Genomic DNA, 15,081 nt, shown 5'->3' with positions numbered 1-15,081 from the left:
GTTGTCACCCCTCGTCGGTTCCGGAGCGAACCCGCTTCGTGACCCCGCCGACCGACGGCTCCCGCGTATCGCGGGGCCGTCCGGCCTGGTGATCTTCGGCGTCACGGGCGACCTGTCCCGCAAGAAGCTGATGCCCGCGGTGTACGACCTCGCGAACCGAGGTCTGCTGCCGCCGGGTTTCTCCCTGGTGGGCTTCGCCCGCCGTGAGTGGGAGCACGAGGACTTCGCCGCCGAGGTCCACGACGCCGTCAAGGCGCACGCCCGTACGCCGTTCCGGGAGGAGGTCTGGCAGCAGCTCATCCAGGGGATGCGCTTCGTCCAGGGCACCTTCGACGACGACGAGGCGTTCGAGCGGCTGCGCGCCACCATCGAGGAGCTGGACAAGGCGCAGGGCACGGGCGGCAACTTCGCCTTCTACCTGTCGGTGCCGCCGCGCTCCTTCCCGGTCGTCATCCAGCAGCTGAAGAAGCACGGCCTGGCCGACCAGGAGGGCGGTTCCTGGCGGCGCGCGGTCATCGAGAAGCCGTTCGGCCACGACCTGGAGTCGGCCGAGGAGCTGAACAAGGTCGTGCACGAGGTGTTCACCCCGGACCAGGTGTTCCGGATCGACCACTACCTCGGCAAGGAGACCGTCCAGAACATCCTGGCGCTGCGGTTCGCCAACACGATGTTCGAGCCGATCTGGAACCGGTCCTTCGTGGACCATGTGCAGATCACCATGGCCGAGGACATCGGCATCGGCGGCCGGGCGGGCTACTACGACGGCATCGGCGCCGCCCGTGACGTCATCCAGAACCACCTGCTCCAGCTGCTCGCGCTGACCGCGATGGAGGAGCCCGCCTCCTTCGACGCGGACGCGCTCGCGGCGGAGAAGACCAAGGTGCTCGGCGCGGTCCGGCTGCCCAAGGACCTGGGCAGCAGCACCGTGCGCGGACAGTACGCGGCCGGCTGGCAGGGCGGTGAGAAGGTCACCGGCTACCTCCAGGAGGAGGGCATCGACCCCAAGTCGAAGACCGACACCTACGCCGCGATCAAGCTGGGCATCGACAACCGCCGCTGGGCGGGCGTCCCCTTCTACCTGCGCACCGGCAAGCGGCTCGGCCGCCGGGTCACCGAGATCGCGGTCGTCTTCCAGCGCGCCCCGCACTCCCCCTTCGACCACACGGCGACGGAGGAGCTGGGCCAGAACGCGATCGTCATCCGCGTCCAGCCGGACGAGGGCATCACGGTCCGCTTCGGCTCCAAGGTGCCCGGCACCTCGATGGAGATCCGGGACGTCTCCATGGACTTCGCCTACGGCGAGTCCTTCACGGAGTCCAGCCCGGAGGCGTACGAGCGGCTCATCCTGGACGTGCTGCTCGGCGACGCCAACCTCTTCCCGCGCACCGAGGAGGTCGAGCTGTCCTGGAAGATCCTCGACCCGATCGAGGAGTACTGGGACAAGCACGGCAGGCCCGCGCAGTACCGGTCGGGCACCTGGGGCCCCACCGAGGCGGACGAGATGCTCGCACGAGACGGACGGAGCTGGCGCCGGCCATGAAGATAGACCTGACCGGAACCACCGCCGGAGAGATCAACAAGGCGCTCGTGCAGGGCCGCCGCGCCATCGGCACACCCGCCGTCGGCATGGTCCTGACCCTTGTCATCGTCACCGACGAGGAGAACGCCTACGACTCCCTGAAGGCCGCCAACGACGCCTCGCGCGAGCACCCCTCGCGCACGCTGGTGGTCATCAAGCGGGTGTCCCGCAGTCCGCGCGACCGCACGTCCTCCCGGCTGGACGCCGAGGTGCGGGTGGGCGCGGACGCGGCCACCGGCGAGACGGTGGTGCTCCGGCTGTACGGCGAGGTCGTCGACCACGCCGACTCCGTGGTGCTGCCGCTGCTGCTGCCGGACGCCCCGGTGGTCGTGTGGTGGCCGGTGAACGCGCCGACCGACCCTGCGAAGGACCCGCTGGGTGCGCTCGCCCAGCGCCGGGTGACCGACTCCTACGCCGCCGAGCAGCCGGTGCGGGAGCTGTCCGCCCGCGCCGCCGCCTACACGCCCGGCGACACCGACCTGTCCTGGACCCGGATCACGCCGTGGCGTTCGATGCTGGCGGCGGCCCTGGACCAGGTGACGTGCGAGGTGCAGGCCGTCGAGGTGGAGGGCGAGGAGTTCAATCCCAGCTGCGAGCTGCTGGCGATGTGGCTGGCGGACCGGCTGGAGGTCCCCGTCCGGCGCTCCCTGTCGTCCGGCCCCGGTCTGACGGCGGTCCGCTTGGAGACCGACGGCGGCCCGATCGTCCTGAACCGTGCCGACGGCTCGCTGGCCACCCTGTCCATCGAGGGCCAGCCCGCCCGTGCGGTGGCGCTGAAGCGGCGGGACACCGCCGAGCTGATCGCGGAGGAGCTGCGCCGGCTCGACCCGGACGACACCTACGCGTCGGCGCTGCGCTACGGCGTGGAGCGGCTGGACACGGTGCCGGAGCCGGCTTCCGCGGAACCGGTCGCCGGGCCGGAGCAGGTCGCCGGGCCGGTCGCGGTGCCGGAACCGGTGGAGGAGGCCGTGAAGGCGCCCGCGAAGAAGGCGGCGGCCAGGACGGCCACGGCTCGGACGAAGAAGGCGGCGGCGAAGTGAGCACTCCCCAGCTGGTCGTGCACCGCGACAAGGACCTGATGGCGCAGGCCGCCGCGGCCCGCCTCATCACCAAGATCGTGGACGCGCAGGCCTCCCGGGGCCGGGCGTCCGTGGTCCTCACCGGGGGCCGCAACGGCAACGGCCTGCTGGCCGCGCTGGCGGCGGCCCCGGCCCGGGACGCCATCGACTGGGGCCGCCTCGACCTGTGGTGGGGCGACGAGCGCTACCTCCCCGAGGGGGACCCGGAGCGCAATGTCACGCAGGCCCGCGAGGCCCTGCTGGACGCGGTGCCCCTGGACCCGGCACGTGTGCATGCCATGCCTGCCTCCGACGGCCCGTACGGCGCCGACGTGGACAGCGCGGCGGAGGCGTACGCGACGGAGCTGGCGAAGGCGGCCGGGCCGGAGAACCACGGCGCGGTGCCCACCTTCGACGTGCTGATGCTGGGCGTCGGCCCGGACACCCACGTGGCCTCGCTCTTCCCGGAGCTGCCGGCCGTGCGGGAGACCGAGCGCACGGTGGTCGGCGTGCACGGAGCGCCGAAGCCCCCGCCGACCCGGATCAGCCTCACCCTGCCCGCGATCCGCTCGGCCCGCGAGGTATGGCTGCTCGCGGCCGGGCAGGACAAGGCGCAGGCCGTGGCCATCGCCCTGTCGGGCGCGGGTGAGGTGCAGGCCCCGGCGGCGGGCGCGTACGGCCGGCAGCGCACCCTGTGGCTGATGGACGCGGCTGCGGCTTCGCAGCTGCCCCGGTCGATGTATCCGCCGGCGTCGCCGTGAGCCGGTGCATCCGTGAGCCGGTGAATTCGTGAGCCGGTGAATTCGTGAGGAACAAGGGCGGCAGGGGACGACTCCCCTGCCGCCCTTGTGCATGAGCTGGCTCTCCCTCACCAGGCAGCCACATGTTCCCCACGGAAAATTCATACAGCGGTCAACTTTTGTGTAGGCTCCCTGGCGCTGCATTCACACCACTGAGGGGGGACCTCATGCGTATACGCTCCGCGCTGGCCGCCGCTGCCACGGCCGGAACCCTTGCCGTCGTCGCCGCGGCCCCGGCCCAGGCCACCGAGTACTCCTCCGCCCTGAAGATCAAGGGCGCCCAGTACGACGCACCGGGGCGGGACTCCAACAGCTGCACCACGGGCAACACCGAGGACGAGTACGTGACGATCAAGAACTACTCGGGCAGCACGACCGTCAACCTCAAGGGCTACGTCGTCAAGGACGCCGCGGGGAACCACTTCACGTTCCCGTCCAACCACTACCTCCAGCCCGGCGACTACGTGCGGCTGCGCGGCGGCCACGGCACCGACTCGGACGCCGGCAACGTCGTCTACCGGCAGAGCTGCAACTTCATCTGGAACAACGACAAGGACACCATCTACCTGTACAAGCCGTCCGGCGCCCACGCGGACACCCACGCCTACACCAAGTACGGCAACGACCCGGACGGCAACGGCTACATCACCTTCCACGGCTGACGCCGCGGTCTGCCGGCACAGGCACCCCGCGGGCGGGCTCCGTCACTTGACCGAGCCCGCCATCACTCCCTGCACGAAGTGCCGCTGGAAGGCGAAGAACACCACGACCGGCACGATCAACGACAGGAACGCGCCCGGCGCCAGGACGTCGATGTTGCTGCCGAACTGCCTTATTTGGGACTGGAGTTCCACGGTCAGCGGCTGGGACGAACTGTCGGCGAAGAGCAGGGCCACGAGCATGTCGTTCCAGACCCACAGGAACTGGAAGATGGCGAGCGAGGCGATCGCGGGCCGCCCGACCGGCAGGACCAGACGCGTGAAGATACGCCATTCGCTGCCGCCGTCCATGCGCGCCGCCTCCAGCATCTCCTTCGGCATCTCCGCGAAGTAGTTGCGCAGCAGGAACACCGCGAAGGGCAGCCCGTAGGCCACGTGGAAGAGGACCACACCCGGGATCGTGCCGAACAGCCCCAGCTTGCCGAAGAGTTTGGCCACCGGCAGCAGGCCGATCTGCACCGGCACCACCAACAGGGCCACCACCAGCAGGAAGAGGGGCTCTCGGAGCGGGAAGTCCAGCCAGGCGAAGGCGTATCCGGCGAGCGCGGCGATGACGACGACGAGCGTCGTGGCCGGGACCGAGATCAGCACCGTGTTCCAGAAGGCCTGCGTGATCCCGGCGTTCTTCAGCAGCGCCGAGTAGTTGTCGAAGGACATCTGGCCGGGACTGGACAGGGCCGTCCACCAGCCGCCCTTCGCGGTGTCCCGGGGCGAGCGCAGCGAGGAGACGAACAGGCCCGCGAGGGGGGTCAGCCAGATCAGGCCGATCACCACGAGGAAGGCCTGCACCAGGCCGTTGCCCAGACCCCGCCTGATCGCGTTCATCGCTGACTCCTTCGGAAACGGCGGACGTTGAAGACCATCGCGGGGACCACCAGGATCAGCAGCAGCACGCCGAGGGCGCTGCCGAGGCCCTGGTTGTTGCCGCCGCCGAAGGACACGAGCCACATCTGGGTGGCGAGGACCGTGGCGTCCTCCTGCACCGGTCCGGGCGCGATGATGTAGACGAGGTCGAAGACCTTCATCACGTTGATGACAAGGGTGACGAAGACGACCGTGAGGACGGGTGCCAGCAGCGGGACGGTGATGCGGCGGAAGATCTGCCACTCGTTCGCCCCGTCCATCCGGGCCGCCTCCAGCGCGTCCCGGGGCAGCGTGGACAGGCCCGCGCCGATCAGCACCATCGCGAAGCCCGTCCAGATCCACAGGTACGCGCCGATGATCGCCGGTGTGACGAGGGTCGGGCCGAGCCAGGAGACGCCCTGGTAGGGCGGGGCGAAGTTCGACTCGGGCAGCTTCACGGTGTAGGAGCCCGCGTGCAGGGAGGGGAAGCGGAAGGAGCCGTCGGCCGCGGTGGTGGTGCTCGCGACCCTCCGCCCGTCGCGCAGTGCCTCGACGCTCATGCCGGGCAGGCCGCTCTCGCGCGGGTCGACCTTGCCCTGCCTGCCGCCCCCGCCGGGGGTGAAGTCCAGGTAGACGACTCCGCGCAGTTCGCCGGGCGCTGTCTTCCTCGCGGCCGCCGGAAGGGCGGGCGAGGCGTTCTTCGGCAGGTCCTTGGGCAGCACGCCGACCATCGGCAGGGTGACCGCTTCGCCCGGCGATGCGGTCGTGCGGTACGAGCCGTCGCGGTCCTGGGTGAGCGCCCCCGTGCGTCCGCGTGCCGTCGGGTACCTGGACGTGTCCTTGAAGACGTCGTGGACGGAGACGACGGCCGCGTTGAGCACGCCCTTGTCCGGGTCCTCGTCGTAGGCGAGCCGGAAGATGATGCCGGCGGCCAGGAACGACACCGCCATCGGCATGAAGAGCAGGAGCTTGAAGGCGGTGGCCCAGCGGACCTTCTCGACCAGGACGGCCAGGATCAGGCCGAGGCCGGTCAGCAGGGCCGGGGCGACGACGACCCAGACGGTGGTGTTGCGGATGGCCTTCAGGGTCGCCGGGTCGCGGAACATCTCGGTGTAGTTGTCACCGCCGACGAACCGGGTGCCGGAGGCGTCGAAGAAGCTGCGGCCGACGGAGAACAGCACCGGGTAGACGACGAGCGCGCCGAGCAGGAGCAGGGCGGGGAAGACGAAGAGCAGGGCAGCCAGCCGGCCGCGCCGCCGGCCGCGGCGCGCGGGCGCCGGGCCGGCGGCCCGCGGGCCCGCCTGCTGTTTCACGAGCGTGGTGGTGGTCATGGCTCCGCTCAGTTCCGGTAGGCCTGGGCGGCGGCGGATTCGAGCTTCGCGGCGGTGCTCTTCGGGTTCGACGGGTCGCGCAGGAAGTCCTGGAGCAGCTTCCACTCGCCCGTGCCCTTGGTGCCGCCGAAGGCCGCCGGTGCCTGGTCCGACATGTCGAAGCGGACCGTGTCGCCGGCCTCCACCAGGGACCTGGCGGTGGCGCGGGTGACGTCGTCACCGTAGGAGGCGAGGTCGAGCTTCCTGTTCGGGGACAGGTAGCCGCCCGCCTTGGCCCACACGGCCGCCGCCTCGGGGGTGGCGAGGTACTCCAGGAGCTTCATGCCGGCCTTGGCGTTCTTGCCGTCCTTGAGGACCACGGCCGCGTCGCCGCCGCTGACGACCGGTGCCGTGCCGCCGTCGACCGCGGGGAAGGGGAAGAAGTTCGCGTCCTTGCCGATGGCCTTGCCGAACTGGTCATGGGCGACACCGGCCACGAAGTCGCCCTCGTAGACCATGCCGGCCTCGGGCTCGGGCCCGAACACCTTCTCCACCGAGCCCGGGAAGTCGGTGTTCAGCGCCTCCTTCCTGCCGCCCGCGATCAGCTGCTTGTCCTGGAACAGCTTGCCGAGCGTGGTGAGGGCGCGGACCACGCTCTCGTCGGTCCACTTCAGCTTGTGCGTGGCGAGGGCGTCGTACTTCTCGGGTCCGGCCTGGGAGAGGTAGACGTTCTCGAACCAGTCGGTGAGCGTCCAGCCGTCCTGCCCGGCCACGGAGAAGGCGGCGAGCCCGGAGTCGGAGACGGTGTGCCCGGCCTTCAGCATCGCGTCGTACGTCGTCGGCGGCTTGACTCCGGCCTGGGCGAGAGCGTCGGGGCTGTACCAGACGGTGGACTTGTGGGCGGCCTTGAAGTACAGGCCGTAGAGGGTGCCGTCGACGCTGCCGTACTTCTTCCAGACCGGCGCGTAGTCGGCGTCGACGGTCTGCTCGGCGGTCGGGGACAGCGGCTTGAGCCAGCCCTTCTCGGCGAACTGCTGGAGCACGCCGACCTGCGGGACCATCACCACATCGGGCGCGTTGCCGCCCTCGATCTTGCTGCCGACGACGGTGGAGACGTTGTCGCCGGTGGACACGAACCGGGTCTTGGCGCCGGTCTTCGCGGTGAACGCGTCCAGGACCTTCTGGAAGTTCTTCTGCTCATTGCCGGACCAGACGCCGGCCACGGTGACCGTCTGGCCACTGAGTGCCTTCTCGCCGCCGCCCGCGGAGGCGTCGTCGCCACCGCAGGCGGTCGCGCCGAGCGCCAGGGCGAGGGTGGTGCAGGAGGCGAGCAGGGTCGTACGTCGTCGCATCATCGTCGATGTCCCTTCGGGGGTGTGGGATGTGCCGGAGGATCAAGAGGGGGTCGCTCAGGCCGGCCACCAGGCCGCCGTCGAGCCGGGCAGCACCCCGGCCGGGCAGGGGCCGCTGGAGAGCAGGGGGGTGCCGGTGACCGGGGCCGTGGCGGGGGACGTACCGAAGTTGACGGCGCAGACGAGGCCGTCGCCGCGGACGAAGGCGAGGACGTCCGGCGGGGTGTCCAGCCAGCGCAGCGTGCCCTCGCCCAACTGGGGGAGCGAGGCGCGCAGTTGGAGGCCGTCGCGGTACAGGTGCCAGAAGGAGCGGGTGTCGGCGAGGGCGCGCTCGGTGGCGTACTCGGCGAAGTAGTCGGGCTGCGGCAGCCACGGCTTGGCAGCCTCGGCACCGGAGGTGAAGCCGAACGGGGAGGCCTGACCGGACCACGGCAGCGGCACCCGGCAGCCGTCGCGGACACGGGCACGGCTTCCGGTGCGGTGGAAGATCGGGTCGGTCAGCACGTCGTCGGGCAGGTCGACGACCTCCGGCAGCCCCAGTTCCTCGCCCTGGTAGATGTACGCGGCCCCGGGCAGTGCCAGCATCAGCAGCGCGGCGGCGCGGGCGCGGGCGGCGCCGAGACCGCTGCCCTCCGTGGCGGGTTCGCCGTAGCGGGTGACGGTGCGGACCTGGTCGTGGTTGTTGAGGACCCAGGTGACCGTGGAGCCGGTGCCGGCGATGTCCTGCATGGCCTCGGAGACGACCTTGCGGAAGGCGTCGGCGTCCCAGGGGGCGCTGAGCAGGTCGAAGAAGAACGCCTGGTGCAGTTCGTCAGGGCGGACGTAGAGGGCGTGTTCCCGGGCGGTCGGTACGGACACCTCGCCGACGAGGAGGCGTTCGCGGCCGTCGCGGTCGGCGTACTCCTCGCACAGGGAGCGCCAGCGCCGCCAGACCTCGTGCACCTCGGGCTGGTTCCAGGCGAGCGGGTTGACCGAGTCTCGGGTGCGGGCGTCGGCCTCGGGGTCGTCGGAGTCGGGCAGTTCGGGGTGCTTGAACAGTCCGGCGGCGACGTCGATGCGGAAGCCGTCGACGCCCCGGTCCAGCCAGAAGCGCAGCACCCTGTCGAACTCGGCGGCGATCTCGGGCGTACGCCAGTTCCAGTCGGGCTGCTCGGGCGTGAACATGTGCAGGTACCACTGGCCCGGCCGGCCGTCAGCCTCGGTGACGCGGGTCCAGGCCGGGCCGCCGAACATGGAGTGCCAGTTGTTGGGCGGCTGGGAGCCGTCGGGGCCCCGGCCGTCGGCGAAGTGGAAGCGGGCGCGGGCCGGGCTGCCGGGTGCGGCGGCGAGCGCCTCGCGGAACCAGGGGTGCTCGCTCGAGCAGTGGTTGGGGACGATGTCGAGGAGCACCCTGATGCCGAGTCGCCGGGCGGCCGTCATCAGCAGGTCGAACTCGGCGAGGTCGCCGAAGACCGGGTCCACGCCGCGGTAGTCGGCGACGTCGTAGCCGTGGTCGTGCTGGGGCGAGGGGTAGAACGGGCTCAGCCAGATGCCGTCGACGCCGAGCTTCTTGAGGTACGGCAGTCCGGCCCTGACCCCGGCGAGATCGCCGATGCCGTCGCCGGTGCTGTCCAGAAAGCTGCGGACGTAGACCTGGTAGATCACCGCGTCACGCCACCACTGATGCCTGTTCAACCCTGTGGACCTGTCTGTGCGCAAGGGATGTTATGCATGCATGTTAGGTAGGCGTCACGCGAAGGTGTCAATGAAGTGAACCGAAGCTACCGGTGAGTTGACGGACTAATCCGGGGCAAATTGCCGCAACCTGAACGCGGTCGTGATGACAGCGTTACCTAACATGTAACTAGCGGCGGGCGATGGCGTCGAGCTCGCGCGCGAGTCGGCGCACGGCCTGCGCGGGCGTCTGCCGCCCGGTGAGTGCGTCCTGCACGACCGCCTGCACCGCCAGGCTGACCTGGTCGTAACGCGGACTCTTGGGCCGTGGGGCGGCCGTGAGCACGGCGGTGCGCAGCGTCGGCAGATACGGGAACCGTCGTACGAGCGCGGGGTCCTCGTACAGCGCGGCGCGCACCGGCGGCAGGGCGCCCCGGGTGAGGACCTGGCGCTGGACACGCTCACCGGTGAGGTACGCGATCAGCCGCGCGGCGGAAGCGGGGTACCGGGCGTGGGCGTTGACGGCCAGGTTGGAGCCGCCGAGGACGCTCGTGCCCGGCCCGTGCGGCCCGGGCAGCGGTACGACTCCGATCTTCCCGGCAACCCGGGAGCCGGGGGCCGAGGCCACGGCGTAGGCGTAGGGCCAGTTGCGCAGGAAGAGCAGCCGGCCGTCCTCGAAGGCCTGCTTGGACTCCTCCTCCTTGTACGTCAGCGCCCGCCGTGGGATCCAGCCCTCGCGCAGGCCCCGGGCGAGGAACCCGATGCCCTCGCGGGCGGCGGCCGAGTCGACGGTGACGCGGGTGCCCTCGTCGCCGAGGATCGAGCCGCCCGCCGAGTACACGGCCTCGGCCGCGTTGACGGTCAGGCCCTCGTAGGGCAGGAGCTGACCCGCATACCCGTCGAGGCCGTGTCGGGGCGCGATGCTCTTCGCGTCGTGCTCCAGCTCGGCCCAGGTGCGCGGCGGCGCCACGCCCTCCTCGGCGAGCACGTCCTTGCGGTACAGGAGCAGTCCGGCGTTGGTGACGTACGGGACCGCGTACAGCCGTCCGTCGTAGGTGGCCGTGTCGACCACCGGCGGCAGGAAGCTCTTCAGCGGAAAACGGTCCCGGGGCAGCGGGCGGATCCAGCCGGCCGCCGCGAACTCCGAGGTCCAGTTCACGTCGATGTTGAGCACGTCGAACCGGCTGCGATCGCCACCGCGCAGGTCGGTGACCATCTGCGCATGGGTCTCGTCCGCGGAGTCCGGCAGCTCGACCAGGGTCACCCGCTCCCCGGGGTGGGCGCGGTTCCAGCCCTGCAACAGCGGGCCGAGATACCCCGTGAGGTCACCGGCGGTGGCCAGGGTGAGCGGGCCGCGAGCACTCGAGCCGGCCTCCTCGGCACGGGCGCCGGATGCGCCATGACCGCTCAGCAGCACGGCGAGAACGAGAAGGCCCCTACCGGCGGCGCGCATCCACCGCATAGGTTCCTCCTTGCACACCCGGCACCGGGCACCCTCGCCCGGGGTCAGACGCCATGTATACCTGTTATGTAATGGGCGATACTAGGGCTTGGAGCACATTGACCGGACAGGAGGACAGCACGAGTGCGTCTGCCCCTCCTGGCACTCCTCGCACGCGGCCCCGCCCACGGCTACGAGCTCAAGCAGGACCTTGAGCAACTGCTGGGCTCCGCGTACCCTCAGCCCAACGTCGGCCAGATCTACGTCACCCTCGGTCGCCTGGAGAAGACGGGACTGATCGAGGGCGAGAGCGTGGAGCAGTCCAGCCGGCCCAACAAGAAGGTCTACCACCTCACCGACGCCGGACGTGAGGCGCTGCACGTCTGGTTCGAGGAGACCGAGGACGAGCCGCGGGTACGGGACGAGTTCTTCATGAAGCTCGCGCTCGCCCCGCAGACCGGTCTCGCCGACCAGATCGCCCTCATCAACAGACAGCGGCGCCAGTACCTCAACACCATGCGCAACCTGTCGAAACTGGCCGCGGCCGAGAACCGGGACAACCGAATCGCCCATCTGCTGATCGAGGGCGCGATGCTGCACCTGCAGGCCGACCTGGACTGGCTGGAGCGGTGCCAGGAGGAACTGGAGGAGCTGGAGTGAGTGACGGCTCTGGCGTTGCGCTGCTTCGGGCCGAGGGCCTGGTGAAGACCCATCACGGCGAGGGCGCGCCCGCACGTGCCGTGCGCGGGGTCGACCTGAGCGTGGCGCGGGGCGAGTTCGTCGCGATCACCGGCCCCTCCGGAGCGGGCAAGTCCACACTGCTGCACCTGCTCGGCGGCCTCCAGAGGCCGGACGAGGGCAGCATCTGGCTCGACGGCCGCTGCACGGACTCCTTCAGCGAGGCCCGCTGGGCGGTGGAGCGCAGGAAGGCCATCGGGATCGTCTTCCAGTTCTTCAACCTGGTGTCGAACCTGTCGGTCGCCGACAACGTGGAGCTGCCCGCCCTGCTCGCCGGCGTCCCGCCGAAGCGGGCCCGGGCCGAGCGCGAGGAACTGCTCGCCGAGCTGGGGCTGCGGGGCAAGGAGCACAGCATGCCGGGTGAGCTGTCCGGCGGCGAGCAGCAGCGGGTCGCCCTGGCCCGTGCCCTGGTCAACCATCCGCCACTGCTCCTGGCCGACGAGCCCGCGGGCAGCCTCGACAGCAAGGGCACCCGCGAGGTGATGCGGCTTCTCTCCCGCTTCCACGGGCGCGGCCAGACCATCGTGCTGGTCACCCACGACGCCCGGCTGGCGAGCGCCGCCGATCGCGTGATCAGCTTCTTCGACGGCCGCATAGCCGACGACGCCGCACTGGACGGCGCGCCGTCCCGGAAGCCGGGGACATCGGGCGTGCTGGAGCTGAGGGACTGATCACGGTGGACGACCGACTGCCGCGCCGGCGCGGGACGAGGGGCTGAGCCCGTGCGTGCCACCTTGCGCTGGGCGCACTCCGATCTGCGCACGCACCGCGGCGAGGCGCTGTTCCTCACCCTCGCCACCGCCGGCATCGTCGCCTCGCTGCTGCTGGCCACCGCCCTGTTCGGTTACGCCACCAACCCCTGGGAGCGTGTCTTCACCCAGGCACGGGGGGCACATGTGTGGATCCACGCCGGGGGCTCCGCCGACGCCCGCCGGCTCGCCGGGCTGGACGGCGTCGAGTCCCTCGCAGGCCCCTACCCCACCCAGTCCGCCACCGTGGCCGACCGCGGTGCCCGTGCCGCCGTCGAACTGCGCGGCACCTCCCGCATGCCCTCCGTCGGCCGCCCGCTGCTCACCGCCGGGCACTGGCTGGATCCGGCCCGGCCGGACGGTGTGGTCCTGGAGAGCAGTCTGGCCCGGGCCCTGCTGGCCGAGCCCGGTGACACCCTCACCCTGCCCGGTACGCGGCGCACGCTGACCGTCGAGGGCATCGCCGACAGCGCCGAGCCCCGCTACAGGCCGGGTGAGCAGCCCGGCCTCGTCTGGGCGCTGCCGTCGGCGCTGCCTGCCCCGCGCGGCCAGGTGACGGGCCTGCGGCTGCACGATCCCGCCGACACCGACTACGTGGTCCAGCGTGCCGTCACCGTGCTGGGGGCGGGCGCGGTCGACGACGTCTCCACCTGGCAGCAGGCACGGTCCGAGGCACAGGGCGACAACCGGCTCCTCGGTCAGGTGCTCGGCCTGTTCGGGCTGGGTGCGCTCGTCGCCGCCGGGCTCGCCGTGCACGGGGCGATCGGCACCCGGGTGCGCGGCCACCTGCGGGACATCTCGGTGCTGAAGGCGATCGGCTTCACGCCCGGCCAGGTCGTCCGGATCTTCCTGCTCCAGCATCTGGCGTACGCCCTGCTCGGCACGGTGGCCGCAGCGGTGGCCATCGAGGCGCTGGGCAGCCGCATCCCGGGGCGGCTCGGTGACGCGGTCCGCGTGTGGCAGGGGCTGCCCGGACACGCGGTGGCGCTGTCCGCCGTGCCGGTGGGCGCGATGCTGTTCATCGCCCTGACGACGGGACTCGCCGCCTGGCGTGCCGGGCGGGTGCCACCGGTGCCGCTACCGCGCCCGTCGGGTCCGGCGGGCGGCCGGCTGACCGGCCTGGGCCGGCGTGCCCTCGGTCTGCGGCTGCCGGCCGCCCTGGTGCTGGGCTGCCACAAGGCGTTCGCGGGCCGTGGCCGGTCGCTGGCCACCGTGGCCCGGCTGACGCTGCCGCTGCTGCTGATCGTGGTGGCGCTCAGCGCCTGGACCACGCTCGACCGGTTCCACAGCAGCCCCGAGCGCCTGGGCCTGCCGACGGCCCTCGCGGTCCGCTCGGACGGCGCGGTGAGCGATGCGCGGGTGCGGTCCCTGCTGGCGGCGGACCACCGGGTCACCGCCGCCTACCCGGGCGTCGAGGTGGCCGCGCTGGTCCCCGGGCAGACCGGGACGATCGCCCTGCGCGGCCTCGGCACGCACTCCCAGCCCTACCCCTACACCCTCGCCGAGGGCCGGGCCGCGCACGGGCCGGACGAGGCGGTGGCCGGTCAGGGCCTGCTGGACCTGCTGGACGTGCGGGTCGGGGACTGGGTGCGGATGACGGTGGGCGAGCAGCCGCAGATCCTGCACATCGTGGGCCGCAGCATCGAACCGCAGAACGCCGGCCGGGTCGTGACGACGTCGCTCGACACCCTCCGCGAGAACGACCCCCGGCTGTCCCCCGCCTTCTACCAGCTCCGCCTGCGCCAGGGCGCCGACCCGCGGCAGGTCGCGGCCGGTCTCGCCGCGGCCGGCCACGGGCACCTGGACGTGCACACCGTGCCGAACCCGGCCGACGGGCTGTCCCCGCTGCGCGGAGTCGTCACCGGGCTGACCGCCGTGCTCGCCCTCATCGGACTCGTCGAGCTGCTCACCGCCATCGGCGGCAGCGTCCGCGAGGGCGAGCGGGACGTCCTGGCACTGCGGGCGATCGGCATGTCGCCTCGGCAGATCACCGCGATCACCGTCACGGCCACGGCCTGTACGACGCTGGCCGCGGCGGTCGCCGGTACCGCGCTGGGGCTGCCGCTGGCGCGCCGGCTGATCGACGCCCAGGGCAGCTCCAGCGGCATCGGCGCGGGAATCGCCCAGTCCCCCTCCCCCGGCCTGCTGCTCCTGGTCGGCGCCGCGGCCGTGCTCGGGGCCGCCGTGCTCGCCGCCCTGCCCGCGGCGCGGGCGGCACGGCGGCGTCTGGCGGACACCTTGAGCGCGGTGGCGTAAGCAGGGGCGGCCGGGGCCGGTCACCGTCCGCGCAGCTCCCGGTAGGTGGCGACCAGCGTCTTCGTGGACGCGTCCAGTCCGGCCACCTCCGTACCTTCGGTGAGTGCGGGTTCGACCTTCTTGGCCAGCACCTTGCCCAGTTCGACGCCCCACTGGTCGAAGGAGTCGATGTTCCAGACGGCGCCCTGGACGAACACCTTGTGTTCGTAGAGGGCGATGAGCTGGCCGAGAACGCGGGGGTTGAGTTCCCGGGCGAGGATGGTGGTCGTCGGCCGGTTGCCCCGGAACGTCTTGTGAGGCACCAGCTCCTCCGGCACGCCCTCCGCGCGGACCTCGTCGGCGGTCTTGCCGAAGGCGAGTGCCTGGGTCTGGGCGAAGAAGTTGGCCATCAACAGGTCGTGCTGCGCCTTGAGATCGTCGCTCAGCTCGGCGACCGGCTCGGCGAAGCCGATGAAGTCCGCCGGGATCAGCTTCGTACCCTGGTGGATCAACTGGTAGTAGGCGTGCTGCCCGTTGGTGCCGGGCGTGCCCCAGACGACCGGCCCGGTCTGCCAGTCGACCTGCTCGCCGTCGCGCGCCACGT

At 71.4% G+C, this 15,081-nt stretch carries 12 protein-coding genes and 1 pseudogene; 7 read left to right on the top strand and 6 right to left on the bottom strand.

Annotation, left to right across the window (positions count from 1 at the left end):
• Nucleotide 1: 1 nt before the first annotated feature.
• From zwf to K7G59_RS20500, 4 genes are all read left to right on the top strand, one after another.
• Complete coding sequence (zwf, locus tag K7G59_RS20515; RefSeq protein ID WP_225836283.1) at nucleotides 2–1,540, top strand: glucose-6-phosphate dehydrogenase; 1,539 nt, start codon at nucleotides 2–4, stop codon at nucleotides 1,538–1,540.
• Nucleotides 1,537–2,619, top strand: coding sequence for a glucose-6-phosphate dehydrogenase assembly protein OpcA (opcA, locus tag K7G59_RS20510; RefSeq protein WP_225836281.1), 1,083 nt, complete (start codon nucleotides 1,537–1,539; stop codon nucleotides 2,617–2,619). Before zwf ends, opcA begins: the two co-directional genes overlap by 4 nt.
• Nucleotides 2,616–3,398, top strand: a complete 783-nt coding sequence (gene pgl / locus K7G59_RS20505; protein ID WP_225836279.1) for a 6-phosphogluconolactonase — start codon at nucleotides 2,616–2,618, stop codon at nucleotides 3,396–3,398. Before opcA ends, pgl begins: the two co-directional genes overlap by 4 nt.
• Before the next feature lie 206 nt (nucleotides 3,399–3,604).
• Complete coding sequence (locus K7G59_RS20500) at nucleotides 3,605–4,099, top strand: lamin tail domain-containing protein (RefSeq protein ID WP_225836277.1); 495 nt, start codon at nucleotides 3,605–3,607, stop codon at nucleotides 4,097–4,099.
• A 42-nt stretch (nucleotides 4,100–4,141) separates the two neighbouring features.
• Here K7G59_RS20500 and K7G59_RS20495 read toward each other — a convergent pair whose 3' ends face one another.
• From K7G59_RS20495 to K7G59_RS20475, 5 genes are all read right to left on the bottom strand, one after another.
• Nucleotides 4,142–4,981, bottom strand: coding sequence for a carbohydrate ABC transporter permease (locus K7G59_RS20495; protein ID WP_225836276.1), 840 nt, complete (start codon nucleotides 4,979–4,981; stop codon nucleotides 4,142–4,144).
• A complete protein-coding gene (locus tag K7G59_RS20490) occupies nucleotides 4,978–6,330 on the bottom strand; it encodes an ABC transporter permease subunit (RefSeq protein WP_225836274.1) in 1,353 nt (450 codons plus the stop codon). Before K7G59_RS20490 ends, K7G59_RS20495 begins: the two co-directional genes overlap by 4 nt.
• 8 nt (nucleotides 6,331–6,338) lie before the next feature.
• Complete coding sequence (locus tag K7G59_RS20485) at nucleotides 6,339–7,664, bottom strand: ABC transporter substrate-binding protein (protein WP_225836273.1); 1,326 nt, start codon at nucleotides 7,662–7,664, stop codon at nucleotides 6,339–6,341.
• Between the two features lie 54 nt (nucleotides 7,665–7,718).
• Nucleotides 7,719–9,335 (bottom strand): glycoside hydrolase family 13 protein, encoded by a 1,617-nt coding sequence (locus K7G59_RS20480; RefSeq protein WP_225836270.1) that lies wholly within the window; start codon nucleotides 9,333–9,335, stop codon nucleotides 7,719–7,721.
• Nucleotides 9,336–9,504: 169 nt separating this feature from the next.
• Nucleotides 9,505–10,776: an ABC transporter substrate-binding protein gene (locus K7G59_RS20475; protein WP_225836268.1), complete on the bottom strand. Its 1,272-nt coding sequence runs from the start codon at nucleotides 10,774–10,776 to the stop codon at nucleotides 9,505–9,507.
• Between the two features lie 123 nt (nucleotides 10,777–10,899).
• On the opposite strand from K7G59_RS20475, the gene K7G59_RS20470 reads away from it, so the two are divergent.
• From K7G59_RS20470 to K7G59_RS20460, 3 genes are read left to right on the top strand one after another with little or no spacing between them, the layout of a single operon-like run.
• The gene (locus tag K7G59_RS20470) at nucleotides 10,900–11,415 is read left to right on the top strand and encodes a PadR family transcriptional regulator (RefSeq protein WP_225836265.1); all 516 of its coding nucleotides are present in this window, start codon (nucleotides 10,900–10,902) and stop codon (nucleotides 11,413–11,415) included.
• Nucleotides 11,412–12,164, top strand: coding sequence for an ABC transporter ATP-binding protein (locus tag K7G59_RS20465; protein ID WP_225836262.1), 753 nt, complete (start codon nucleotides 11,412–11,414; stop codon nucleotides 12,162–12,164). Before K7G59_RS20470 ends, K7G59_RS20465 begins: the two co-directional genes overlap by 4 nt.
• A 51-nt stretch (nucleotides 12,165–12,215) precedes the next feature.
• Complete coding sequence (locus K7G59_RS20460; protein ID WP_225836260.1) at nucleotides 12,216–14,498, top strand: FtsX-like permease family protein; 2,283 nt, start codon at nucleotides 12,216–12,218, stop codon at nucleotides 14,496–14,498.
• A 20-nt stretch (nucleotides 14,499–14,518) separates the two neighbouring features.
• Here K7G59_RS20460 and K7G59_RS20455 read toward each other — a convergent pair.
• Nucleotides 14,519–15,081: pseudogene (locus K7G59_RS20455) on the bottom strand (glucose-6-phosphate isomerase); the annotation flags it as partial.

Origin of the sequence: Streptomyces sp. NK08204 (genome assembly GCF_020400585.1) — a bacterium.
In the GTDB taxonomy this organism is placed as follows: Bacteria; Actinomycetota; Actinomycetes; order Streptomycetales; family Streptomycetaceae; genus Streptomyces.
The sequence above is the reverse complement of the archived record's forward strand: the minus strand, read 5'-3'. Positions and strand labels throughout refer to the sequence as shown.